The sequence below is a fragment of the Pseudomonas sp. GW821-FHT09E12 genome (assembly GCF_059416085.1).
On record NZ_JBWKOM010000003.1, the window covers coordinates 120,777 to 145,238 of the forward strand.

The following is a 24,462-nucleotide window of genomic DNA, read 5'->3' on the forward strand; positions in this document are numbered from 1 at the left end:
CGTGAACCCGGTAATCAAAAAATTCCAGTTCGGTCAGTCGACCGTTACCCTCGAGACTGGCCGTATCGCCCGTCAGGCCTCCGGCGCAGTATTGGTCACCGTTGACGACGATGTCAGCGTATTGGTGACCGTGGTTGGCGCCAAACAAGCCGATCCAGGCAAGGGTTTCTTCCCTCTGTCTGTTCACTACCAGGAAAAGACTTACGCTGCCGGTAAGATCCCTGGCGGTTTCTTCAAGCGTGAAGGCCGTCCTTCCGAGAAAGAAACCCTGACCTCGCGTCTGATCGATCGCCCGATCCGCCCTCTGTTCCCAGAAGGCTTCATGAACGAAGTGCAGGTTGTCTGCACCGTGGTTTCCACCAGCAAGAAGACCGATCCGGACATCGCTGCGATGATCGGTACCTCGGCCGCGCTGGCGATTTCCGGCATTCCTTTCGATGGTCCGATCGGTGCTGCCCGCGTTGCTTTCCATGAAAGCACCGGCTACCTGCTGAACCCGACTTACGAGCAGCTTCAGGCATCTAGTCTGGACATGGTCGTAGCCGGTACCGAAGAAGCGGTACTGATGGTTGAATCGGAAGCCAAAGAGCTGACCGAAGACCAGATGCTGGGCGCCGTACTATTCGCCCACGATGAATTCCAGGCCGTTATCCAGGCCGTCAAAGAGCTGGCTGCCGAAGCCGCCAAGCCAACTTGGGACTGGGCTCCGGCTCCAGAAGCCACCGACCTGCTGGGCGCTATCCGCTCCGAGTTCGGCGAAGCGATCTCCCAGGCTTACACCATCACCGTCAAGGCCGACCGTTATGCACGCCTGGGCGAGCTGAAAGACCAGGTCGTCGCCAAGCTGTCCGGCGAAGAAGGCCAGCCTTCCGCCGGCGACGTCAAAGCCGCTTTCGGTGAAATCGAATACCGCACCGTTCGCGAAAACATCGTCAACGGCAAGCCACGTATCGACGGCCGCGACACCCGCACCGTACGTCCGCTGAACATCGAAGTCGGCGTTCTGCCGAAGACCCACGGTTCGGCCCTGTTCACCCGTGGCGAGACTCAGGCCCTGGTCGTCGCGACCCTGGGTACTGCCCGTGACGCACAGCTGCTGGACACCCTGGAAGGCGAGAAAAAAGACCCCTTCATGCTGCACTACAACTTCCCTCCGTTCTCGGTGGGCGAGTGTGGTCGCATGGGTGGCGCTGGTCGTCGTGAAATCGGTCACGGCCGTCTGGCCCGTCGTTCGGTTCAGGCCATGCTGCCAGCCGCCGACGTGTTCCCTTACACCATCCGCGTAGTATCGGAAATCACCGAGTCCAACGGTTCCAGCTCCATGGCTTCCGTGTGTGGTGCTTCCCTGGCACTGATGGACGCTGGCGTGCCGATGAAGGCACCGGTTGCCGGTATCGCCATGGGCCTGGTCAAGGAAGGCGAGAAATTCGCCGTCCTGACCGACATCTTGGGTGACGAAGACCACCTGGGCGACATGGACTTCAAGGTAGCCGGTACCGCCAAAGGCGTCACCGCGCTGCAGATGGACATCAAGATCAAGGGCATCACCGAAGAAATCATGGAGATCGCCCTGGGCCAGGCCCTGGAAGCTCGCCTGAACATCCTCGGCCAGATGAACCAGATCATTGGCCAGTCGCGTACCGAACTGTCGGCCAACGCTCCGACCATGATCGCGATGAAGATCGACACCGACAAAATCCGTGATGTCATCGGTAAAGGCGGCGCGACCATCCGTGCGATCTGCGAAGAGACCAAGGCTTCGATCGACATCGAAGACGACGGCTCGATCAAGATCTTCGGCGAAACCAAGGAAGCCGCAGAAGCTGCGCGTCAGCGCGTTCTGGGTATCACCGCGGAAGCCGAGATCGGCAAGATCTACGTTGGCAAGGTTGAGCGCATCGTCGACTTCGGCGCATTCGTCAACATCCTGCCTGGCAAGGATGGTCTGGTTCACATCTCCATGTTGAGCGATGCTCGCGTCGAGAAAGTGACCGACATCCTGAAAGAAGGTCAGGAAGTGGAAGTGCTGGTGCTGGACGTGGACAACCGCGGCCGTATCAAGCTGTCCATCAAAGACGTGGCAGCAGCCAAGGCTTCGGGCGTTTAAGACCCCTGACGCTGTAAGCTGAACAAGCAGACGCCCCGACTGGTTCGGGGCGTTTTGCTATGTGGCGTTTGTGCCTTGCTCCCTGCCGGGCGGGTGACATGGCAAAACCCCGGTCCCGGTGCTAGGTTTAGCCCAGCGCCCGTGTAGCTCAGCCGGTAGAGCAGCGCACTCGTAACGCGAAGGTCGCAGGTTCGATTCCTGTCTCGGGCACCAGTCAGCCGTTTCAAACAATCCATGAATGCCTGTCAGATACCTACAAAGCCCGCCCAGTGCGGGCTTTGTCGTTTCTGGTGTTCGTGATGTGTGCCCGGGCGATTGATGGATGTCCCGGCTCCGCCAGGAAACCTGCTCAAGCCTTGCCAAGGGCCCCGGCCAGCCAGTCGCAGAAGCTGCGGGTGAGGGCATCGCCTTCGCTGTCGCGGTGCACCAGCCAGCTCCAGTTCGGGCCGCGTACGGTCTGCTCCGCCAGCGCCACCAGCAGCCCCTGATCTCGGGCGCGGCCGGCCAGCAGCTGGCTGACCAGGGCTATCCCCAAACCTTGGCTGGCGGCGTCCAGCAACAGGCCGGGGTCGGAGAAGTTCAGCCCCTGGCTGTGCTGGCCGACGTCGATGCCGCCCTGTACCTGCCAATGGCTCCAGTCCATCTCGCGCTCGCCGTGCAGGGTGGTGCGCGCGTCCGCTGCCTGTTCCAGCAAGGCGGGATGGCAGGCCGGGTACAGGCGGTCTTCCAGCAACACGCGAAAGCTGCATTCGGCCTGGGCGCTGAGGTCGTCGCGCACGGCGATGTCGATGGTCTGGGTGGCCATGTCGGGTGTTTCGTCGGTGGTCAGCAGCCACAGGTCAACCTGCGGATGAAGCCGGTGAAAGTCCGCCAGGCGCGGCACCAGCCAGTGGCGGGCAAAGGCCGGGGTGGTGTTGACCACCAGTTGATTGGGTTTGCGGTACTGGTCCAGGCGGCGGATGCCCACGGCCAGTTGTTGCAACAGCGACTGGGTGGTGCTGAGCAGGTCGAAGCCGGCATCGGTCAAGGCCACGCTGCGGCCGTTGCGGAAGAACAGCGGCTGTTCGAGGAAACTTTCCAGGCTGCGAATCTGCTGGCTGATGGCCGACTGGGTGAGGTGCAGCTCTTCGGCGGCCTTGTGGAAGCTGCCCAGGCGGGCGGCGGCCTCGAAGCCGCGCAGGGCATTCAGGGGTGGCCAGTGTTTAAGCATGATTGATAAGCCCAGCTAATCAGAATTCGACAAAATCTATCGTTTGTTCGGTCGTTTTTACAGGCCTAGCATACAAGTCATGGCCGCGATCGCGGTTTTCAGTGATAACAAAATCTTAACTGAAGGTACTTGTATGCAATTCAACGATGCGCAGAACGGCTGGTTCATGCCCGCCGAATGGGTACAGCACGCCGCCACCTGGATGGCTTTTCCCCATAACCAGGCCCTGTGGGAAAACAGCTGGGGCGTGACCCTGGCCGAGGTGCAGGTCGACTTTGCCCGTGTGGCCAACGCTATCGCCCATTTCGAACCGGTGAAGATGGTGGTCGATCCCTGTGCGGTGGCGCGAGCCCGTGAGTTGTGTGGAGCGAATATCGAGCTGGTCGAGCTGGCGATCAACGATAGCTGGTGCCGCGACTCCGGTCCGAGTTTCGTCTGCCATCCGCGTCTGGGCACGGCCGGAGTCAACTGGCGCTTCAACGCCTGGGGCGGCAAGTCCGCCTGCGACCTGGACCAAAGCCTGGCGCGGCGCATCCTCGACAACCTCGGCCTGCAATGCTTCGACACATTGCTGACCAATGAAGGCGGCGCGATTCATGTGGACGGGCAGGGCACCCTGATCACCACCGAATCGGTACTGCTCAACGACAACCGCAATCCCGCCATGAGCAAGGCCGAGATGGAGGAGATCTTCGCGCGCCTGCTGGGCGTGAAGAAAACCATCTGGCTGCCCGGCGATCCCGACTACGTGACCGGCGACATGACCGACGGCCACGTCGACGGCGTCTGCGCCTTTGCCCGGCCCGGTGTGCTGTTGGTGGACGCGACCCGGGACTCATCTTCGGTGTACGCCGAGGTCGTGCGCGAGAACCGCCGCGCCCTGGAACTGGCCATCGATGCCCAGGGACGCCGCTTCGAAATGCTCGAACTCTTCGAAGCCAGCGATGCCGTGGATCAGGAGGCCGAAGTGTTCTGCGCGTCTTACACCAATTTCTACATCGCCAATGGCGCGATCATCATGCCGGCCTACGGTATCGGCGCCGATGACGAGGCGGCGGCGACCCTGCGCCTGGCTTTCCCCGGGCGTGAGGTGGTGCCGGTACGGATCAACCAGCTGGCCCACGGCGGCGGTGGCGTGCATTGCATCACCCAGCAGCAACCGGCCTGGCCGCTGAAGGGGTAATGCCATGACTCATCTGACCGTCGCCACCACCCAGTTCGCCTGCAGCTGGAACCTGGAGGACAACCTCGACCAGGCCGAGCAACTGGTGCGGGAAGCCGCCGCCAAGGGCGCGCAATTGATCCTCCTGCAGGAGCTGTTCGCCACCCCGTACTTCTGCATCGAGCAGGACCACAAGCACCTGGCCCTGGCGCAGGAATATGGCAAAAGCGCCGTACTCCGGCGCTTCGCCGACCTCGCCCGGGAACTGGGCGTGGTGCTGCCGCTGAGCTGGTTCGAGCGTGCCGGCAACGCCTTCTTCAACTCGCTGGCGGTGGCCGATGCCGACGGCCGCCTGCTTGGCGTCTACCGCAAGACCCACATCCCCAACGCCATCGGCTACCAGGAGAAGGAGTACTTCAGCCCCGGCGATACCGGCTTCCGTGTCTGGGACACCGCTTTCGGCCGCATAGGCGTGGGCATCTGCTGGGACCAGTGGTTCCCCGAGACCGCCCGCTGCCTGGCCTTGATGGGCGCGCAGGTGCTGCTCTATCCCACCGCCATCGGCTCCGAGCCGGGCGCCGCCGGGCTGGACTCGCGCGACCACTGGCAACTGACCCAGCGTGGCCACGCGGCTGCCAACATCCTGCCGGTGATAGCGGCCAACCGTGTCGGGCAAGAGACGGCAACCACCGATCCGCAGTTGCGGATGAGTTTCTACGGCTCGTCCTTCATCACTGATCACAAGGGCAAGCTGCTGGCCGAGGCTGACCGTGACACCACGGGCGTGCTGGTACAGCGGCTGGATCTTGCCGCCATGGCCGAGGAACGCCTGAGCTGGGGCATCTACCGGGATCGCCGCCCGGAAATGTACGGCCCGCTGCTGGGCCTGGACGGTTGCCGAACCCATGAACACTGGTCGCGCCAGGGAGCCTGAAGATGAATCTCATCAAGAAACTGTCGATGTTGGCATTGGGCCTTGGCCTGGGTTGTTCGCAGTTCGCCGTCCAGGCCGAGGACAAGGTCCTGCGCCTGTACAACTGGGCGGACTACTTCGCCCCGCAGACCCTGGCTGCCTTCACTCACGAGACCGGTATCCAGGTCATCTACGACGTGATGGACAGCAGCGAGACGCTGGAAGCCAAGATGATGTCCGGCCACAGTGGTTATGACCTGATCTTTCCCGGCGACACCGTGGCCGAACGCCTGATGCGCGCCAGTGCCCTGCAGAAGCTCGACCAGGGCAAGCTCGAGCACCTGGATGACATCGAGCCCGGCTTGCGCACGTTGCAGGCCCGGTATCCACACTCGCGGAATGCCACCGTGCCCTACACCTGGGGCACCATCGGCCTGACCTGGAACCAGGCGATGATCGACAAGCGTCTGAATAATGCGCCAGTGAACAGCCTGGATATGATCTTCAAGCCCGAGGTCGCGGCGAAGTTCGCCGACTGCGGTATCTCCATGATCGACTCGCCCGACGAAGTGCTGGCCGTGGTGCTCAACTACCTGGGCCACGACCCGCGCAGCAGCAAGCCGGACGAACTGGCCGAGGCGGTGGCGCTGCTCAAGGGCATCAAGCCGTACATCCGCAAGTTCCAGTCGCAGCCGGTGACCCAGCTGGTCAATGGCGACATCTGCCTGTCCCTCGGCTACAGCGGCGACATGACCCAGGCCCAGCGTACCGCCGACGAGGCCGGCAAGGGGACGCGCTTCCAATACCGTATTCCGCGGGAGGGCACCACGGTGTGGATGGACACCATGGCCATCCCGGCCGATGCCCGCCACCCGGAATACGCCTATGCGCTGATCAACTTCATCATGCGCCCGCAGAACATGGCGGCGATCAGCAACGCCACCGGCTATCCCACCTCCAGCGCCAAGGCCAGGCCGATGGTGGCGGCCGACATGCGCAATAATCCGGATATCTATGTGGACGCGGCCACCTATGGGCGGCTGATCCCCGGCAAGGACATTGCGCAGCGCGACATGCGGGCGCGAATGCGCGCCTGGACCACCTTCAAGACCAGCCTTCACGACTGAAGCCAGCAACCGCCAGAGCAGGGCGGGCACCCGGCAGCCGGGTGGCCACGCCCTTCGAGATTCACTCAACAGAGAACACCTCATGCCTACACGTCGTGACTTCATCAAGCAGCTGATGGCGGCCAGCGGAGTCGGTGCCGCCGCCTCCCTTGGCCTCGGCTTTGGCGCCCCGCGCATTTTCGCCGCCTCGGCCGGCAACTGGTACATGCCCGACGAGCACGGCCCGCAGGAGCGGGTGATCCTGGCCTTCGGCGCGTCGTCCCGGGTCTGGGAGGACTGGGCGGGCGCGGTGAACGACACCATCGCCCTGCTGGCCAGGACCATCGCCAAGTATCAACCGGTGACCGTGCTGTGTCGCGCCAGCCAGCTGTCATTGGCCAAGAGCAAGTGTGGCACCAGCAATATCGACTTCCTGACCTTGTCGCTGGACGACGTCTGGGTGCGCGACTACGGCGGCTGCTTCGTGGTCGACGGCGCGGGCGGCCTGGGCCTGGTGGATTTCAACTTCAACGGCTGGGGCGACAAGCAGACCTCGGTCAACGACACCCGCGTGGCCGATACCCTGAGCGAGGAGATGGAGGCCGACTACGTTCGTAGCGCGCTAGTGGGCGAGGGCGGCGGCATCGAGGTGGACGGGCATGGCACCGCGATCATCACCGAGAGCTGCTGGATCAACGACAACCGCAACCCGGGGCTGGGCAAGGCGCAGATCGAAACCGAGCTGAAGGCCAACCTCGGCCTGCGCAAGATCATCTGGTTGCCGGGTATCAAGGACAAGGACATCACCGATGCCCATGTCGATTTTTATGCGCGCTTCGTCAAGCCCGGCGTGGTCATCGCCAACCTGGACAATGACCCCGGGTCCTACGACTACGCCGTGACGCGCAGGCACCTGGAAATCCTCAATGCCGCCACCGACGCCGATGGCCGCAAGCTGGTGGTCCACACCCTGCCGCCGCCGACCAGGATGCGCAGCAACCTGTATACCCGCGACAACCCGGATTTCGCGCCGGGTTACATCAACTTCCTGCCGATCAACGGCGCGGTGATCGCTCCGCAGTTTGGTGACGCGGCGGCGGACCAGTACTGCAAGGACCTGCTGGCCAGGCTTTATCCGGGGCGGGTGGTGGAACAGGTCAATATCGACCCGATCGCCGCGGGTGGCGGCGGCATTCATTGCGTGAGCAAGCATCTGCCACGGGTGTGAGGTGGCTTTTGGGTGCGTAAGACCTGGGGAGCGGATCTGACTCGATTCTTCTATACAACAAAGCCCGCGTCGAGCGGGCTTTGTCGTGTTTACTGGCTTTGAATCACTTCACCTTGCTTCTCAGGTCCTCGAGGCTGCGTTTGAGTTGGTCCAGGTTCTGGCCCTGATTGCTGACCTCGCTCTTGAGGCTGGACAGCTCGCTGGAGCTCGAACTGGAGCTTGAGCTGCTGCCGCGCTTGAGGTCATCGATCTGACTCGCCAGCTTATCCAGGGTGCTGGCTTGAGTGCTGACTGTGCTCTTGAGGCTGGACAGCTCGCTGGAGCTCGAACTGGAGCTTGAGCTGTTGCCACGCTTGAGCTCCTCGATCTGCTTGCCGAGCTTGTCCAGTTCGCTGGCCTGGTCGCTGGTAACGCGCTTGAGGCTGTTCACTTCACTGGTGCTCGAACTGGAGCTTGTGCCGCTGTTGCGCTTGAACTCTTCAAGCTGGGTTTCCAGCTTTTTCAGCTGGTTGGCTTGCTCGCCGGTGGTTTTCTTGAGGTTGCTCACCTCACTGGCAGTGGAGCTGGAGCTGCTGCCGGTGTTGCGTTTGAACTCTTCGATCAGGCGTGCCTGGCTGTTGACGATGTCCTTGAGCTTTTCCAGTTCGGCGCTGCTGCTCTTGAGGCCGTCCTGCAGCTTTTGCAGGTCGTCCACGGTGAAGCCGCTGGGGCGGACGGTGTACTTGAGGTCTACTTCCTGGTGCAGGGCCGAGATCCTGTCCGAGTACGAGGCGCTGCTGGAGTTGAATTCGACGGCCTGGGCGGAGAGTGACAGGCTGCTGAGGATCAGGGTGGCGAGGAAGGCGGACGAACGCTGAGTGCGGCTGAACATCACTGGGTTTCCTTGTGAAGTGCCGATATGGCACATCGCTATGACTGCGTCCTTGCCTTCTTGTTCCAGGGGCAAGAAGGTGGCTCGGGGAGTGGAATGTAACAACGTATTTTTCGTGAAAGTGCCTTGAGCGAACGGACAGGTTTTTTGTCGGTGCGCTGTAACGATTCGTATGCATCCGCAGACAAAGGTCCTATATTCGCAGCCTGTCTGAATGGTTTTCAGATGATCCCGAATGGTTCACGGCCAGATAAATCGGCTTTCACAGCGCTTTTTTGCGGCAAAGAGATCCCAACGATCCAGATCCATCTTCCATTCCCATGATCAGAGAGAACGAGATGATTCCTAAAGAAGCCAGAATTGACGTAGCCCTTGAAAAGTACCTGGCTGCCACGCCTTCCTTGCAGGAAGAAATCAGCGCCCTGAGCCCGCAGGAGCAGAAGCAGCAGGCCCAGTGGGCGTTCGAGGATGAAGCGGAGTCGCGCGGCATCGAGCCGTGGGAGCTTGTGCTGGAGTTGGTGGCCGAGTCGCCTGAGGAGCTCAAGGCCATGCGCCTGGAGGTCCATCAGGAGGTGGCCGAGGCCCTGGGCATGGACCTTCAGGACTACCTGGAACTCAACGAAATCGACGACTGATGCAAAAACGCCAGCCTTTCAGGGGCTGGCGTTTTTCTTTGGGGTATCGCGCAGGCTTTTGAAAATCAGAGGCTCAAGCGCATCGACAGGTCGACCGCCTTCACATCCTTGGTCATCGCCCCGATCGAAATGTAATCGACGCCGGTCTCGGCGATCGGGCGCAAGGTGCTTTCATTGATCCCGCCGCTGGCTTCCAGCTTGGCCTTGCCGGCATTCAGGCGAACCGCTTCACGCATGTCGTCCAGGCTCAGCTCGTCGAGCATGATGATGTCCGCGCCCGCCGCCAGGGCTTCCTTGAGTTCTTCCAGGCTTTCCACTTCGACTTCCACCGGCTTGCCCGGGGCGATCCTGTGGGCGGCGCTGATCGCCTGGGCGATACCGCCGCACGCGGCAATATGGTTTTCCTTGATCAGGAAGGCGTCGTACAGGCCGATGCGGTGGTTGTGGCAGCCACCGCAGGTCACCGCGTACTTCTGCGCCAGGCGCAGCCCCGGCAGGGTCTTGCGGGTATCCAGCAACTTGACCTGGGTATCGGCGACGAAGTCGGCGTAATACTGCGCGCGGGTGGCCACGCCGGACAGCAGCTGCAGGAAGTTCAGGGCGCAGCGTTCGCCGCTGAGCAGCGAACGGGCCGGACCTTCGAGGTGGAACAGCGCCTGGTTGGGGCTGACGCGCTCGCCGTCACGCACCTGCCAATGCACGGCGACCCGCGGATCGAGCTGGCGGAACACCGCGTCAACCCAGGCCGTGCCACTGACGATCGCCGCTTCGCGGGTAATGATGGTGGCTTTGGCCAGGCGTTCGGCCGGGATCAGTTGCGCGGTGATATCGCCGCTGCCGATGTCTTCCAGCAACGCACGGCGCACGTTGGCTTCGATTTCGGCGGTCAGGTCGGCGAGGCGTAGATTCGGCATAGCAGGCTCCACAAACAAAGTGGCCCGATTATAGGGCCATGGCGCAAGCGAACCCAAGGCGGCGCCCCTCCAGTACCTGCATTTGGTCGCCTGGCATGAGCCGTTTGCGAGAAAGGGCGGTCGCTATATGAGCACTATTTCAAAGCCCGCGCAGAGTCTGCTGGCACAAGAAGGGGCTTTTGCCAGATAATCCGACTTCTAATTGACGTCATAGCTTTGACGTTTGCTTGGCTCCCCAATATTTGAAATGCAGCGGTGCGTATCGATGCCTGCTGGGACTCGACTGTGAGCGTCGACCGACCTTTTATTGCGCGGCAGAGAAAACCTTTCAGGAGGCTTGGATGCACAACGACGGGAATGTAGTGCCTTTGCACAAGGTGGCTACGGATCAGGCGAACCCTTCGCCGCTCGCCCGCCTGCCTGTGATTCTGCTTCAGGTCCGTGACAAGGCCGCCCAGCAACTGCGCCATGGCCTGCAGGAACTGTTCGATAACGCCGACGACACCTTGTTCGAGATGGCCGACCGGGCCCAGAACAATGTCGACCAGAACACCTTTTTCGAAGCCATGCGCGACCTGCGCCTGAAACGCAAAAGCATTGAGCGCGGCTTCCTGGAAAAACTCTTCGAGGCCTTTGTCGGCCTGGTCCAGTACGACCCTGCGCCGGCGATCGCCCAGGCCGTCGCCTACGTCCCACCCGCTGACACCTGCCAGGATGACCTGGAGCGCACCGTGGCCCTAGAGGCGATGGTCGCCAAGGCCGGCAACCGTGACGGCTTTGCCCTTGGCCAGCTCACCGCGCGCCTGAACGCGCTGCTGGGCAAGCGCCTGGATGACCGCAGCAACCCCTTGGGCCCGGCCATGCTCTGCGAGTATTTCCTCGAGTCTGGGCGCAGCCTGGGGGTGGAGATCAAGGTCAAGCTGATCATTCTCAAGCTGTTCGAACGTTATGTGCTCAGCGAAGCCGACCAGCTGTACGCCGAAGCCAATCAGCTGTTGGCCGCCACGGGCGTGTTGCCGGAGCTCAAGCCCGCGCCGGCGCGCCGGTCTATCGATCAGGCGGCCGCGAGTATCCAGGCCACGCCGGAGCCCGGCGAGGCGCAAATGGACGAAAGCGTTCAGCAAGTGTTCGCCGCCTTGCAGGAGCTGCTGTCGCATGTCCGCGGCAGCGTGGTGCCGACCCTCGAGGCGAGCGCCGAAACCCAGCCCATTTCCACCCGTGACCTGCTGCGCCTGCTGTCTCACCTGCAGCACTACGTGCCGGCGGGCACCCAGGACGATTTCGACCTGCGCAACCACTTGGAACAGCTGCTGACCCGGGTCAGCGTGAAAAGCGGCAAGTCGCGGGTGGTCGGGGTGGCCGACGAGGACGTGATCAACCTGGTGGCCATGCTCTTCGAATTCATCCTGGCCGATCGCAACCTGCCGGAATCCTTGAAGACCCTGATTGGCCGCTTGCAGATCCCCATGCTCAAGGTCGCGGTGCTGGACAAGAGTTTCTTCAGCCGCAGCAGCCATCCCGCACGCCGCTTGCTCAATGAAATCGCCGCCGCGGCCATGGGCTGGGGCAGTTGCGACGATTATCAGCGCGATAGCCTGTACCTGCGCATCGAGCAGGTGGTGCAGCGGCTGTTGAGCGACTTCGTCGACGACCCGGCGATCTTTTCCGAGCTGCTCGCCGAGTTTCTCGCCTTCACCAGTGACGAGCGGCGCCGCAGCGAGCTGCTGGAACAGCGCACCCGTGACGCCGAAGAGGGCCGGGCCAAGGCCGAACTGGCGCGCCGTCGCGTCGAGCAGGCGTTGAACGAGGGGTTGCTGGGCAAGGTCCTGCCGCTGACGGTCGTCGAGTTCGTGCAACAGGCCTGGAGCAAGGTCTTGCTGTTGACCTGTCTCAAGCATGGCGAGCAGTCCAGCGAATGGCGCCAGGGGCTGCAGACCATGGAGCAACTGATCTGGAGCGTGCAGCGTCACACCGATCCGGATGCCGCCATGCAGCTGCTGGCGCTGGTGCCCGACCTGCTCAAGGCACTGCGCGACGGCTTGAACAGCGCAGCGTTCGATCCGTTCGCCACCAGCGAGTTCTTCAGCCAGCTGGAAGCCTTGCACCTGCAGGCGTTCGAGCACTTTGCTCAGGACGCCGGGCCGCATCGGCCAGGTGTGGCGGACGAGCAGCCGGCGATGGTCGCGGTCGAGGAGCACATCATCCTGCCCTGCGCCGAAGAGGGCCCGCTGGAGGCCGCGCCCCTGGCGCTGGCGGCCAACGATCCCGGGTTGCTGCGGGTCGAACAACTGCGGCTGGGGGCCTGGGTCGAATTCCTCGAGGACGAGGACAACAGCGTGCGCTGCAAGCTGGCGGCCATCGTGCAACCCGGCGATAAGTACATCTTCGTCAACCGCACCGGCATGAAGGTCCTGGAGCGCACCCGGGTCGGCCTGGCCCTGGAGTTTCAGCGCGGGGCCGTGCGTGAGCTGGACGACACCTTGCTGTTCGACCGGGCGCTGGAATCGGTGATCGGCAATTTGCAGCGACTCAATCGCGGCAAGTGATCGCAACCTGGGCGTGGAACGCGGCATACTGAGCCGTCACAGGCTTCGTTGAAGGAATCGGTATGCAGTTGGACCCCGCAAGCGGCTGGTGTCACGGCGTTCGCCATTGCCCGTCACCCAATTTCAACGCACGCCCCGCGGATGAAATTTCCCTGCTGGTGATCCACAACATCAGCCTGCCGCCGGCCCAGTTCGCGACGGGCAAAGTGCAGGAATTCTTCCAGAACCGTCTTGATGTCACAGAGCATCCCTATTTTGCCGGGATCGCCGACCTGCGCGTGTCCGCGCATTTCCTGATCGAACGTGACGGAACCGTGACTCAGTTTGTCTCCTGTCTGGACCGCGCCTGGCACGCTGGCGTGTCGTGGTTCGACGGGCGCGAAAGCTGCAATGATTTTTCCCTGGGGATCGAACTGGAAGGCACCGACGAGCTGCCGTTCACCGATGCCCAGTACGACGCGCTGATTGCCTTGACCGGGCAGTTGCAGCAGGCCTTCAAGGCCATCACCCCACAGCGGATTTGTGGGCACAGCGATATCGCTCCGGGGCGCAAGACCGATCCGGGGCCCGGATTCGACTGGGTACGCTATCGCGCGGCCCTGAACGAAGGGGAAGGACAATGAGTTTTCTGGTGTTGTTGCTGGCGGTCTGGATCGAGAAGTTCTCGGCCTTGCGCCAGCGCGTTCAGCATGACGAGCCGTGGTTGCGTCAATTGCTTGGGCAGGAGGCCAGTCCGCGTCTGGCCAAGCGTCCCTGGTGGGTGCTGGCGCTGCTGGTGCTGCTGCCGGCAGTGCTGCTGGGGTTGCTGTTGCTGGTACTGGAGCCGCTGGCTTACGGCCTGCTGGCGTTGCCGGTGCATCTGCTGGTGGTGATCTACAGCCTGGGGCGGGGCGACCTGCTGGGCGAACTCGGACCGTTTCGCGATGCCTGGCGCCGTGAAGACCTGCAAGCCGCGGCGCATGTCGCCAAGCGCGACCTGGATATCTGCGCCGACAGTGGCGAGCAGTTGCTCGAGCGGGTTCAGGGGCACCTGCTGTGGCAGGCCTACCAGAGCTTTTTCGCGGTGATCTTCTGGTACTTCCTGCTGGGCCCGGTGGCCGCATTGAGCTATCGCCTGCTGGCGCTGGCCGCCGAGCACAGCAAGAACCCGGCGGTCGCCGAGCGCGCCGGGCAGCTGCGGCATGCCTTCGACTGGTTGCCGGTACGCCTGCTGGCGGCCAGCTTCGCCCTGGTGGGTAACTTCGTCGCGGTCAGCCGCGTGATGCTCCACGAACTGCTGAACTGGAACATCAGCGCCGCGCAGCTGGTGGAAAAGGTCGGCCTGGTCGCGGCGGAAATCCCTGCGCCGATCACCGGGCCGGACGGCATTCTCAGCCTGGACCGGATCTGGGAACTGTTGCTGCGGGCCGCGGTGCTCTGGTACGCCGGTTTCGCCCTGTGGACCGTGCTGCCCTGACGACGAGCAGCGAGTGAGCGCTGGCGAGCCCCGGTCTCGCCAGCGCAACTGAAGCCTTCCATCCGTCCGCCGTCCCCGCGGTTAACCTTAAGTTACAAACCCTTTTGCCGATTTGAGCTATACAGAAGCAGCGCCAAATAGTGGCTATCTGCCGTCTTCGCGCACCTGCCAATAAAAATAAAAGCAAAAAGGGAGACTTCTTGTGAAGAGCTTGCTCTATCCCGCCATTGCCCTGATGAACCGCCTGAGCTTCGGCATGAAGTTCAGCCTGATCAGCGTGCTGTTTTTCCTGCCGATGCTGGTCACCAACTTTTATCTGGTGCGCGATTCCTACCGTGAATTCCAGGGCACCCAGGTCGAGCTGCAAAGCCTGGACCTGTTGGGCAGCAGCCTGACCTTGCGCCGCGACCTGGAAACCCTGAACAACATGGTGCAGATCAACGCGACCCTGGGGCAGTCCGGCAAGGCCGGGGATATCGAGAGCAAGATAGGCACCCTGGAAAAGTCCGTGCTTGAGCGCTTGCAAGGCCTGGTCGCCGTCACCGTAGACCCCGAGCAGATCGGCGTGTTCGACGGCAAGCGCGATGAAATGATCGCCGCCTTCAAGGCGCAACAGGCGGAAAGCTCGCTGCAAAGCAAAAGCGCGCTGATCGGCAAGCTCCTGGGCAGTGCGCAGATTTTCAGCCAGATCATCGCCAGCCAGTCGGGCCTGAGCCGCGACACCCAGAGCGATGTGCGGCAGTTGAGCGAACTGCTGACCAGCGTCACGCCCCAGGTGACCCAGGTCCTCGGCGATGGGCGGGCGATGGGCGCGTATTCCCTGGGCCAGGGCTTTCTCAACTCATCCGCCAGCACCCGTTTCGACGAGTTGCTGGTGCAGATCGAAAAGCTCCAGGCCGAATACGGCCTGAAACTGCAGGATGCGCTGGGCTCGAGCAAGGCCGCCCAGGGCGCGCTGAATGCCCAGGCCAGCGCCAGTAAAGGCAGCCTCAAGCAAGCCAGCGAGCTGTTCGAAGAGCAGGTGGTGATGGCCGATACCCTGGATGCGCCCTGGCAGGGTTTTTACGACCAGGTCAGCGGGTTGATGGCGCAGACCTACCAGCTCAACGAGGCGACCCTGAAGTTCCTCGGCGAGGAACTGCAACAACGGCTGGGGCAGAACCGCACGCACATGGTGCTGCTGGTGGTGGCGCTGGCGGCGGTGTTCCTGCTGATCTTCTATCTCTACGGCGCGTTCTATGTCTCGACCCGCACCACCCTCAAACGCCTGGGTGCGATGATGGACAAGGTGGCGGCCGGGGACATGACCGTCACCTTCGATGCCCAGAGCCGCGATGAACTGGGGGAACTGGGCACCGTGTTCAACGGCACCGTGGCGAAGATCCACGACCTGATCGAGCTAGTGGGCAAGACCGTCGGCGAAGTCGAGCACCAGGCCGGGCAGGTGGAAGCCGTGTCGGCCCAGAGCAACCAGGCGGTGGCCGGGCAGCGCAGCCAGATCGAGCAGGTGGCGACGGCGATGAACCAGATGTCCGCCACTTCCCAGGAAGTCGCGCGCAGCGCCGCGGCCGCGGTCAGCAGCGCCCACAGCGTCAACGACGAGACCATCAGCGGGCGCGGGCTGGTGGAATCCCAGCAAGGCAGCATTGCCCAGTTGGCCAGCGAGATCGACCAGTCGGTGCTGGTGATCAATCAACTGGCCAGCGACAGCCAGGCCATCAGCCGGGTGCTGGAGGTGATCAAGAGCATCGCCGAGCAGACCAACCTGCTGGCCCTCAACGCCGCCATCGAAGCGGCCCGCGCTGGCGAGCAGGGCCGAGGCTTTGCGGTGGTGGCCGACGAAGTGCGGACCCTGGCCAAGCGCACCCAGCAATCGACCGAGGAAATCGAGCAGATGATCGTCAAGCTCCACGGCGGCGTGGGAGCTGCGGTCAAGGCCATGGGCATCAGCCACCAGATGGCCAATGGCACGGTCGGGCAGTCGGAAAAGGTCCAGCAGGCGCTGGAGAACATCCTCGGCGCGGTGGGCATGATCGTCGACCAGAACCAGCAGATCGCCGCGGCGGTGGAGCAGCAGACCGCGGTGGCCCACGACATCGATCAGAACATCGTCGAGATCAACCGCGCCGGCGAGCGCACCGCCGAAGGCGCGTACCAGACTGAAAACGCCAGCCGCCAGTTGTCCGCGCAGGTGGTGCAGTTGAAGCAGTTGATCAGCGCGTTCCGGGTCTGATTCAGGCGCTGTGGGGCCAGCCGAACAGCGCGCAAGCGTTGGCGGTACTGGCCGCCGCCAACTGTTCGGGGCTGACGGCCATGAGCTCGGCCAGGGCCGCGCAGATGTCGGGCAGGTGCTGCGGGCTGTTGCGCTGGCCGGGGTACATGGCCGGCGCCATGTCCGGCGAGTCGGTTTCCAGCACCACTGCGTCCAGCGGCAAGTCGGCGATGACCTTGCGCAGGCGCAGAGCCTGTGGCCAGGTTGCGGCGCCCCCCAGGCCCAGTTTGAACCCCAGCTTGAGGTACTCGCGGGCCTCTTCACGGCTGCCGGCGAAGGCGTGGATGATGCCGGCGCGCTTGAGCTTGAAGCGCTTGAGGGTGGCAATCACCGCGGCATGGCTGCGCCGTACGTGGAGCAGGGCCGGTAGCTGGAAGTCCGCGGCCAGTTGCAGTTGTGCTTCGAACAGTTGCTGCTGGCGCTGGCGATCCAACTGCTCGAGAAAATAATCCAGGCCGATCTCGCCCACCGCGCACAGCTGCGGGTGGCCCGCCAGGCGGGTCAGCCAGTCGCACAGCTCAACCAGGTCGGCCGGTTGGTGCTCGTCGAGATAAACCGGGTGCAGGCCGAAGGCGGCGTGCAGGTCGGCATCGCTCTGCACCAGCTCCCAGAGCCGCTGCCAATTGCGCTGATAAACCCCCAGCACCACCATCCGCCGCACGCCGAGGGCGCGGCTGGCCGCCAGCAGCGCCTGACGATCCGCGTCGAAATCCGGAAAATCCAGATGGGTGTGGCTGTCGATCAGTTCCACGTTCAAGCCTCGTGAATGCGCTGCTTGAAGGTCCGGGCGATGGCGTTCACGCCGGGTTGGTAATGGGCTTCTTCAATGGCGGCCAGGGCCAGTTGCAGGGCCTTGTCGGCAATCAGCTGGTGCTGCTGGGCCATGGCATTGACCGGCAGCGGCAAAAAGTCCAGCAGCTGGGTATCGCCGAAGGTGCCCAGGCGCAGCGGCCGCGATTTGAGCGGAAAGTCATGCAGCGCGTCGAACACTCCTTGCAGCAACACATAGGAGGTGGTCACCAGGGCATCTGGCAGATGGCCCAGGCGCTCCAGCAGCGCTTCCATCAACTGGCGCCCGCAGTCGCGGCTGAAGGCTTCGCCCTGTTCGATCAGCACCTGGCCGTCGAAACCTTCCAGCGCCTGCTTGAAGCCGGCGGCGCGTTCGCGGCTGATGCCCAGCTCGGGGCGGGCACCGATCAGGGCGATCTGCCGCGGCTGGGGCTGCAGCAGGCTGCGGGTCAATTGCAGGCTGGCTTGCTGATCGTCGCTGATCACCGAGCAGAAAAACTCCGGTTCCATCACCCGGTCGATGGCAATGATCGGCAGGCCCTGGGCCTGCAACAGGCGATAGGTGTCATCCTCCGGCGGCAGGCAACTGGCGACGAACAGCGCGTCGCAGCGGCGCGCGCGGAACAGTTGCAACAACTGCCGCTCGCTGTCCGGGGCATCGTCGGAGCTGGCGATCAGCAGCTGGTAGCCACGGGCGCGGGCGCCTTGCTCGAGCAACTTGGCAATGCGCGCGTAACTGGGGTTTTCCAGGTCTGGCAGGATGAAACCCAGGGTCCGGGTCCGCCGACTGCGTAGCCCGGCGGCTTGAGGGTTGGGCGTGAAGCCATGTTCCTCGACCACCGCCCGGACCCGTTCGACGGTCGCGTTGCTGATACGTTGCTGTTCGGCCTTGCCGTTGATGACGTAGCTGGCGGTGGTGACGGACACACCGGCCAGTCTGGCGATATCGCTGAGTTTCAACCCGGGTTTTCCTTGTTTTCTGGAGCTTGCCCCGACATTTTCGCCAATCCTAACCGATATGGGCAGGCGACCAATGTCGGAACGTGCAGCCGACAGGTAGGACTTCAAGGATGATTGATTATCGAGTAACGTGCCCGTCATTGTAGATTAAACGTTTCAGCACGCGTATTTTCTAGGAATATGAGCAAACGGAAACAGGGCCTTGCCAAGCCGACGGTCCCGTTTGTGGCATTAACGCCGCCTGACTGATTCACTCAAAACAATACCTAGCGCCCCAGCGCTAAATAGGAGAAAGCATGCTCGAGCTCACTATTGAGCAGATATCCATGGGCCAGTCGGCTGTGGATAAGTCCGCCGCACTGCACCTGCTCGCCGACAAACTGGTGGCCGACGGCCTGGTCGCCGAAGGTTACCTGGCTGGCCTGCAGGCCCGCGAAGCCCAGGGCTCGACCTTTCTCGGTCAAGGTATTGCCATTCCCCACGGCACCCCGGAAACCCGCGACCAGGTGTTCGCCACTGGCGTGCGCCTGCTGCAATTTCCCGAGGGCGTGGACTGGGGCGATGGCCAGATCGTCTATCTGGCGATCGGCATCGCCGCCAAATCCGACGAACACCTGCGCCTGCTGCAACTCTTGACCCGCGCCCTTGGCGAAACCGACCTGGGCCAGGCCCTGCGTCGCGCCAGCTCGCCCGAAGCCCTGCTGAAACTGCTGCAAGGCGCGCCACAGGAGCTGGCGCTGGATGCGCAGATGATCGGCCTGGGCGTGGCCGCCGAAGATTTCGAAGAACTGGTATGGCGCGGCGCCCGCCTGTTGCGCCAGGCCGATTGCGTCAGCAACGGTTTTGCCGCGGTGTTGCAACAGGTCGAGGCGCTGCCCCTGGGCGATGGCCTGTGGTGGCTGCACAGCGAGCAGACCGTCAAGCGCCCGGGCCTGGCCTTCGTCACCCCGGACAAACCGATTCGTTACCTTGGCCAACCCCTGGCCGGGCTGTTCTGCCTGGCCAGCCTGGGCGAGGCCCACCAGGCCCTGCTTGAGCGCCTGTGCGCGCTGCTGATCGAAGGTCGTGGCCATGAACTGGGCCGGGCCACCAGCAGCCGTGCGGTGCTGGAAGTACTGGGTGGCGAACTGCCGGCCGACTGGCCGAGCGCGCGCATCGTGCTGGCCAACGCCCACGGCTTGCATGCGCGCCCGGCGAAGATCCTGGCGCAGTTGGCGAAAAGCTTCGAGGGCGAGATCCGCGTGCGCATCGTCGACACACCGGGCTCCGCCGTCTCGGTGAAGAGCCTGAGCAAGCTGCTGAGCCTCGGCGCCCGCCGTGGCCAGACCCTGGAGCTGATCGCCGAACCGAACATCGCCGCCGACGCCCTGCCAGCCTTGCTGGCGGCCATCGCCGAAGGGCTGGGGGAAGAAGTCGAGCCGGTGGCGCAAGCCAGCGCGCCCCAGGACGTGCCGGAAGAAATCGAGGTGCCCATCAGCGCGCCGGCTTCCGGCAGCCTGGTCCAGGCCATCCCGGCGGCCCCTGGCATCGCCATCGGCCCGGCGCATATCCAGGTGATCCAGCCATTCGACTACCCGTTGCGCGGCGAATCCACCGCCAGCGAGCGCGAGCGTCTGCAACAGGCCCTGGCCGAGGTCCGTCATGACATCGATGGCCTGATCCAGCGCAGCAAGGCCAAGGCGATTCGCGAGATTTTCGTGACCCACCAGGAAATGCTCGACGACCCGGAACTGACCGACGAAGTCGACACCCGCCTCAAGCAGGGCGAAAGCGCCGCAGCGGCCTGGATGACGGTGATCGAAGCCGCCGCCCGGCAACAGGAAGCCTTGCACGATGCGCTGCTGGCCGAACGCGCCGCCGACCTGCGGGACATCGGCCGCCGGGTGCTGGCCCAGCTGTGCGGAGTGCAGACCCCGGTCGAGCCGGACGAACCCTACATCCTGGTGATGGATGAGGTTGGCCCGTCGGACGTGGCGCGCCTCGATCCGGCGCGGGTGGCCGGCATTCTTACCGCCCGTGGCGGCGCCACCGCCCACAGCGCGATCGTCGCCCGCGCCCTGGGGATTCCGGCGCTGGTCGGCGCCGGGGCTGGCGTGCTGCTGCTCAAGCCGGGCACGCCGCTGCTGCTCGATGGCCAGCGCGGTCGCCTGCATGTGGACGCCGATGCCAGCACCCTGCAACGGGCCACCGAAGAGCGCGATACCCGCGAGCAACGGCTCAAGGCCGCCGCCGAACAGCGCCATCAACTGGCGCACACCACCGACGGCCATCACGTCGAGGTCTTCGCCAATATCGGTGAAAGCGCCGGTGTGACCAGCGCCGTGGACAACGGCGCCGAAGGCATTGGCCTGCTGCGCACTGAACTGATTTTCATGGCCCACCCACAAGCGCCGGACGAAGCCACCCAGGAAGCCGAATACCGCCGCGTGCTCGATGGCCTGGCCGGGCGGCCGCTGGTGGTGCGCACCCTGGATGTCGGCGGCGACAAACCGCTGCCGTACTGGCCGATCGCCAAGGAAGAAAACCCCTTCCTCGGCGTGCGCGGCATCCGCCTGACCCTGCAACGTCCGCAGATCATGGAAGCCCAGCTGCGCGCGCTGCTGCGCTCGGCGGACAATCGCCCGCTGCGGATCATGTTCCCCATGGTCGGCAGCGTCGACGAATGGCGCGCCGCCCGCGACATGACCGAGCGCCTGCGCCAGGAAATCCCGGTGGCCGACCTGCAGCTGGGGATCATGATCGAAGTGCCGTCCGCCGCCTTGCTGGCGCCGGTGCTGGCCAAGGAAGTGGACTTCTTCAGCGTCGGCACCAACGACCTGACCCAATACACCCTGGCCATCGACCGTGGTCACCCGACCCTGTCGGCCCAGGCCGACGGCCTGCACCCGGCGGTGCTGCAACTGATCGACATCACCGTGCGCGCGGCCCATGCCCACGGCAAGTGGGTCGGTGTGTGCGGCGAGCTGGCGGCCGATCCGCTGGCGGTGCCGGTGCTGGTCGGCCTGGGTGTGGATGAACTGAGCGTCTCCGGACGCAGCATCGCCGAGGTCAAGGCACGCATTCGCGAACTCAGCCTGACCCAGGCGCAAACCCTTGCTAAACAGGCCCTGGCCGTCGGCAGCGCGAACGATGTGCGCGCCCTTGTGGAGGCCATGTAATGGCAAAGATTCTTACCCTGACCCTGAACCCGGCGCTGGACCTCACCGTCCAGCTGACGCGCCTGGAACCGGGGCAGGTCAACCGCAGCGAAGCCATGCACACTCACGCCGCAGGCAAGGGCGTGAACGTGGCCCAGGTGCTGGCCGACCTTGGCCATCAGCTGACCGTCAGCGGCTTTCTTGGTGCAGACAATCCCCAGGCCTTCGAGGCGTTGTTCGCCCGGCGCGGTTTTGTCGACGCCTTTATTCGCGTGCCGGGGGAAACCCGCAGCAACATCAAGTTGGCCGAACAGGATGGGCGCATCACCGATCTCAACGGCCCCGGCCCGGAGGTCGACGCGGCGGCGCAACAGGCGCTGCTCGAACGCCTGGAACAGATCGCCCCGGGGCATGACGCGGTGGTGGTGGCCGGCAGCCTGCCGCGCGGCGTCAGCCCGCAATGGCTGCACGCCTTGCTGACCCGTCTCAAGGCACTGGGGCTGAAAGTGGCGCTGGACACCAGCGGCGAAGCCCTGCGCGCCGGCCTGGCCGCCGGGCCCTGGCTGGTCAAGCCGAACACCGAGGAACTGGCCGAGGCCCTGGGCAGCCCGCTGCTGTCGCTGGCGACCCAGGCCGCAGCCGCCAGGCGCCTGCACGCCCAAGGCGTCGAGCATGTGGTGATTTCCCATGGCGCCGAAGGCGTGAACTGGTTCAGCGCCGCGCCGGCCTTGCAGGCGCTGCCGCCCAAGGTCAGCGTGGCCAGCACCGTCGGCGCCGGCGACTCGTTGCTGGCCGGCATGCTCCACGGCCTGCTCAGCGCCCATGGTTTCGAACAGACCCTGCGCACCGCCACGGCCATCGCCGCCATGGCCGTGACCCAGATCGGTTTCGGCATCACCGATGCCGCGCAGTTGGCACAGCTTGAACAGGGGGTGCGTGTTCATCCCCTCATAGAACAATAAGAGGGTTGGTCATGAAGTTAGCCATTGTTACCGCCTGCCCGAACGGCATGGTCACCAGTGTGCTGTGCGCCCGGTTGCTGGACGCCGCGGCCCAGCGCCAGGGCTGGAGCACCAGCGTCGAAGTGCATGACGAGGCGCACCCGGAACGGCAATTGTCGGCCGCCACCCTCGAAGCGGCCGAGTGGGTGCTGGTGGTCAGCACCGGGCCTTTGGACATGTCGCGTTTCGTTGGCAAGCGGGTGTTCCAGAGCTCGCCCTCCGTGGCCCTGCAGGACGTCGACGGCGTGCTGCGCCGTGGCGCCGAGGAGGCCCAGGTGTATGTCGCGGCCGCAGCCGTGGTCGAGCCGACGCCGGCCAGCAAGAACGCCCCCCGGCTGGTGGCGGTCACCGCTTGCCCGACCGGCGTGGCCCACACCTTCATGGCGGCCGAGGCCTTGCAGCAGACCGCCAAGCGCTTGGGGTACGAGCTGCAAGTGGAAACCCAGGGCTCGGTGGGCGCGCGCAATCCGTTGAGCGCCGAAGCCATCGCCGCGGCGGACGTGGTGCTGCTGGCCGCGGACATTGAGGTGCCCACCGAGCGCTTCGCCGGCAAGAAGATCTACCGCTGCGGCACCGGCATCGCCCTCAAGCAAGCCGAGGCGACCCTGAACAAGGCCCTGGCCGAAGGGCAGGTGGAGTCGGCCGCGGCGGGTGCTGGCGCGGCCCCGGCCAAGCAAGAGAAAACCGGGGTCTACAAGCACCTGCTGACCGGTGTGTCGTTCATGCTGCCGATGGTGGTGGCGGGGGGCTTGATGATCGCTCTGTCCTTCGTCTTCGGCATCACCGCGTTCAAGGAGGAGGGCACCCTGGCCGCGGCGTTGATGCAGATCGGCGGCGACACCGCGTTCAAGCTGATGGTGCCGCTGCTGGCCGGTTACATCGCCTATTCCATCGCCGACCGCCCGGGCCTGGCGCCGGGGATGATCGGCGGCATGCTCGCCAGCACCCTGGGCGCGGGCTTTATCGGCGGGATCATTGCCGGTTTCATCGCCGGCTATGTGGCCAAGGCCATCAGCAAATACGCGCGCTTGCCCCAGAGCCTGGAGGCCTTGAAGCCGATCCTGATCATCCCCTTGCTGGCCAGCCTGTTCACCGGCCTGGTGATGATCTATGTGGTGGGCAAGCCGGTGGCGGGAATGCTCGCCGGCCTGACCCACTTCCTCGACAGCATGGGCACCACCAACGCGATCCTGCTGGGGGTATTGCTCGGCGGCATGATGTGCGTCGACCTGGGCGGGCCGATCAACAAGGCGGCCTACGCCTTCTCGGTGGGGCTGCTGGCGTCGCAGAGCTATGCACCGATGGCGGCGACCATGGCCGCCGGCATGGTGCCGCCGATCGGCCTGGGCATCGCGACCTTTATCGCCCGGCGCAAGTTTGCCCAGAGCGAGCGGGAAGCGGGTAAGGCGGCGCTGGTGCTGGGGCTGTGCTTTATCTCCGAAGGGGCGATTCCGTTCGCCGCCAAGGACCCGTTGCGGGTGATCCCGGCGAGCATCGCCGGCGGCGCGCTGACCGGGGCGCTGTCGATGTATTTCGGCTGCAAGCTGATGGCGCCCCATGGTGGGTTGTTTGTGATGTTGATTCCGAATGCGATCAATCATGCGTTGTTGTATTTGCTGGCGATTGTGGCGGGGAGTTTGTTGACGGCGGTGGTGTACGCGCTGGTGAAGCGGCCGGAGGCGACTGAGCTGGCGCTGGAGCCGGTCAAGGCCTGAGTGCCTCAGGCGGGCTTGCCTCGTTTCCGTAGGAGCGAGGCTTGCCCGCGATGGCGTTCGCGCTGGCGCTGCATTTTTTGGACGGGGTACATATCCGTTTCTGCGGTCACGGCTGCTGGCGGTTTCGCCCTTACGGCGACTCACTTTTTTCAGACGCCAAAAAAGTAAGCAAAAACGCTTGCCCCTGCGTACGGCCTTCGCTGCGCTCAGGTTCCCTCGCTCCGGCGTCCATCAGGGGGCATCGACTCCGGTCGGCTTCGCTTCGACCTCCATACGATGTCCTCGACTGCGTCGAGGGGCGCTGCGCGCCATCCCCCTGATGAACACCTCCGCTCGGCCTCCCGATGGGGCGGGTGGATCAAGAGCAAGATCAAAAGCCAAAGCCAAAGGCATGCGCGACCTACCGGTTGGCGCTAAACCCTGTAGCCGCTGCCGAGCCT

18 protein-coding genes and 1 tRNA gene are annotated in these 24,462 nt (G+C 64.0%); 14 read left to right on the forward strand and 5 right to left on the reverse strand.

Features of this window, described 5'->3' with window-relative positions:
* Position 1: 1 nt before the first annotated feature.
* Both pnp and AC07PQ_RS09080 read left to right on the forward strand, forming a co-directional pair.
* Complete coding sequence (pnp, locus tag AC07PQ_RS09075; protein ID WP_007920885.1) at positions 2–2,107, forward strand: polyribonucleotide nucleotidyltransferase; 2,106 nt, start codon at positions 2–4, stop codon at positions 2,105–2,107.
* Between the two features lie 137 nt (positions 2,108–2,244).
* A tRNA-Thr gene (locus AC07PQ_RS09080) sits at positions 2,245–2,320 on the forward strand.
* A gap of 136 nt (positions 2,321–2,456) precedes the next feature.
* Here the strand turns inward: AC07PQ_RS09080 and AC07PQ_RS09085 are convergent.
* Complete coding sequence (locus tag AC07PQ_RS09085; protein WP_087091214.1) at positions 2,457–3,317, reverse strand: LysR substrate-binding domain-containing protein; 861 nt, start codon at positions 3,315–3,317, stop codon at positions 2,457–2,459.
* A gap of 133 nt (positions 3,318–3,450) precedes the next feature.
* Between AC07PQ_RS09085 and AC07PQ_RS09090 the strand changes: the two genes are divergently transcribed.
* The 4 genes from AC07PQ_RS09090 (at position 3,451) to AC07PQ_RS09105 (ending at position 7,726) form a co-directional block, all read left to right on the forward strand.
* Positions 3,451–4,500: an agmatine deiminase family protein gene (locus AC07PQ_RS09090; protein ID WP_493185375.1), complete on the forward strand. Its 1,050-nt coding sequence runs from the start codon at positions 3,451–3,453 to the stop codon at positions 4,498–4,500.
* A 4-nt stretch (positions 4,501–4,504) separates the two neighbouring features.
* The gene (aguB, locus tag AC07PQ_RS09095; protein ID WP_007922261.1) at positions 4,505–5,413 is read left to right on the forward strand and encodes an N-carbamoylputrescine amidase; all 909 of its coding nucleotides are present in this window, start codon (positions 4,505–4,507) and stop codon (positions 5,411–5,413) included.
* Positions 5,414–5,415: 2 nt separating this feature from the next.
* Positions 5,416–6,519, forward strand: coding sequence for an extracellular solute-binding protein (locus AC07PQ_RS09100; RefSeq protein WP_007922262.1), 1,104 nt, complete (start codon positions 5,416–5,418; stop codon positions 6,517–6,519).
* 82 nt (positions 6,520–6,601) lie between these two features.
* Positions 6,602–7,726, forward strand: coding sequence for an agmatine deiminase family protein (locus AC07PQ_RS09105; RefSeq protein WP_493185376.1), 1,125 nt, complete (start codon positions 6,602–6,604; stop codon positions 7,724–7,726).
* 103 nt (positions 7,727–7,829) lie between these two features.
* Here AC07PQ_RS09105 and AC07PQ_RS09110 read toward each other — a convergent pair whose 3' ends face one another.
* A complete protein-coding gene (locus AC07PQ_RS09110) occupies positions 7,830–8,597 on the reverse strand; it encodes a hypothetical protein (protein WP_007922265.1) in 768 nt (255 codons plus the stop codon).
* Between the two features lie 338 nt (positions 8,598–8,935).
* Here AC07PQ_RS09110 and AC07PQ_RS09115 point away from each other — a divergent pair, with 338 nt between their 5' ends.
* Entirely contained in the window at positions 8,936–9,232 is a 297-nt protein-coding gene (locus AC07PQ_RS09115; RefSeq protein WP_007922267.1) for a DUF6388 family protein, read from the forward strand.
* A 65-nt stretch (positions 9,233–9,297) separates the two neighbouring features.
* Here AC07PQ_RS09115 and nadC read toward each other — a convergent pair whose 3' ends face one another.
* Positions 9,298–10,146 (reverse strand): carboxylating nicotinate-nucleotide diphosphorylase, encoded by an 849-nt coding sequence (nadC, locus tag AC07PQ_RS09120; protein WP_007922269.1) that lies wholly within the window; start codon positions 10,144–10,146, stop codon positions 9,298–9,300.
* 341 nt (positions 10,147–10,487) lie between these two features.
* Between nadC and AC07PQ_RS09125 the strand changes: the two genes are divergently transcribed.
* The 4 genes from AC07PQ_RS09125 to AC07PQ_RS09140 all read left to right on the forward strand — a co-directional run bounded on the left by AC07PQ_RS09125 (position 10,488) and on the right by AC07PQ_RS09140 (position 16,381).
* Complete coding sequence (locus AC07PQ_RS09125; RefSeq protein WP_493185377.1) at positions 10,488–12,692, forward strand: DUF1631 domain-containing protein; 2,205 nt, start codon at positions 10,488–10,490, stop codon at positions 12,690–12,692.
* A 62-nt stretch (positions 12,693–12,754) separates the two neighbouring features.
* A complete protein-coding gene (ampD, locus tag AC07PQ_RS09130; protein ID WP_493185378.1) occupies positions 12,755–13,315 on the forward strand; it encodes a 1,6-anhydro-N-acetylmuramyl-L-alanine amidase AmpD in 561 nt (186 codons plus the stop codon).
* Complete coding sequence (gene ampE / locus AC07PQ_RS09135; protein ID WP_007922276.1) at positions 13,312–14,148, forward strand: regulatory signaling modulator protein AmpE; 837 nt, start codon at positions 13,312–13,314, stop codon at positions 14,146–14,148. Before ampD ends, ampE begins: the two co-directional genes overlap by 4 nt.
* A gap of 1,528 nt (positions 14,149–15,676) precedes the next feature.
* Positions 15,677–16,381 carry a methyl-accepting chemotaxis protein gene (locus tag AC07PQ_RS09140; protein WP_370686828.1) on the forward strand — a complete coding sequence of 235 codons (705 nt, stop codon included), beginning with the start codon at positions 15,677–15,679 and terminating at the stop codon, positions 16,379–16,381.
* Position 16,382: 1 nt separating this feature from the next.
* Here the strand turns inward: AC07PQ_RS09140 and AC07PQ_RS09145 are convergent, their stop codons facing one another.
* Positions 16,383–17,171 (reverse strand): TatD family hydrolase, encoded by a 789-nt coding sequence (locus AC07PQ_RS09145; protein ID WP_493185379.1) that lies wholly within the window; start codon positions 17,169–17,171, stop codon positions 16,383–16,385.
* A 2-nt stretch (positions 17,172–17,173) separates the two neighbouring features.
* On the reverse strand, positions 17,174–18,169 hold the full coding sequence (gene cra / locus AC07PQ_RS09150; RefSeq protein WP_053259614.1) for a catabolite repressor/activator: 996 nt from the start codon (positions 18,167–18,169) through the stop codon (positions 17,174–17,176).
* 296 nt (positions 18,170–18,465) lie between these two features.
* On the opposite strand from cra, the gene ptsP reads away from it, so the two are divergent.
* From ptsP to AC07PQ_RS09165, 3 genes are read left to right on the forward strand one after another with little or no spacing between them, the layout of a single operon-like run.
* Complete coding sequence (gene ptsP, locus AC07PQ_RS09155) at positions 18,466–21,327, forward strand: phosphoenolpyruvate--protein phosphotransferase (RefSeq protein ID WP_493185380.1); 2,862 nt, start codon at positions 18,466–18,468, stop codon at positions 21,325–21,327.
* Positions 21,327–22,268 carry a 1-phosphofructokinase gene (gene pfkB / locus AC07PQ_RS09160; protein WP_087091227.1) on the forward strand — a complete coding sequence of 314 codons (942 nt, stop codon included), beginning with the start codon at positions 21,327–21,329 and terminating at the stop codon, positions 22,266–22,268. Before ptsP ends, pfkB begins: the two co-directional genes overlap by 1 nt.
* An 11-nt stretch (positions 22,269–22,279) precedes the next feature.
* Complete coding sequence (locus AC07PQ_RS09165) at positions 22,280–24,022, forward strand: PTS fructose-like transporter subunit IIB (RefSeq protein WP_493185381.1); 1,743 nt, start codon at positions 22,280–22,282, stop codon at positions 24,020–24,022.
* Positions 24,023–24,462 lie beyond the last annotated feature (440 nt).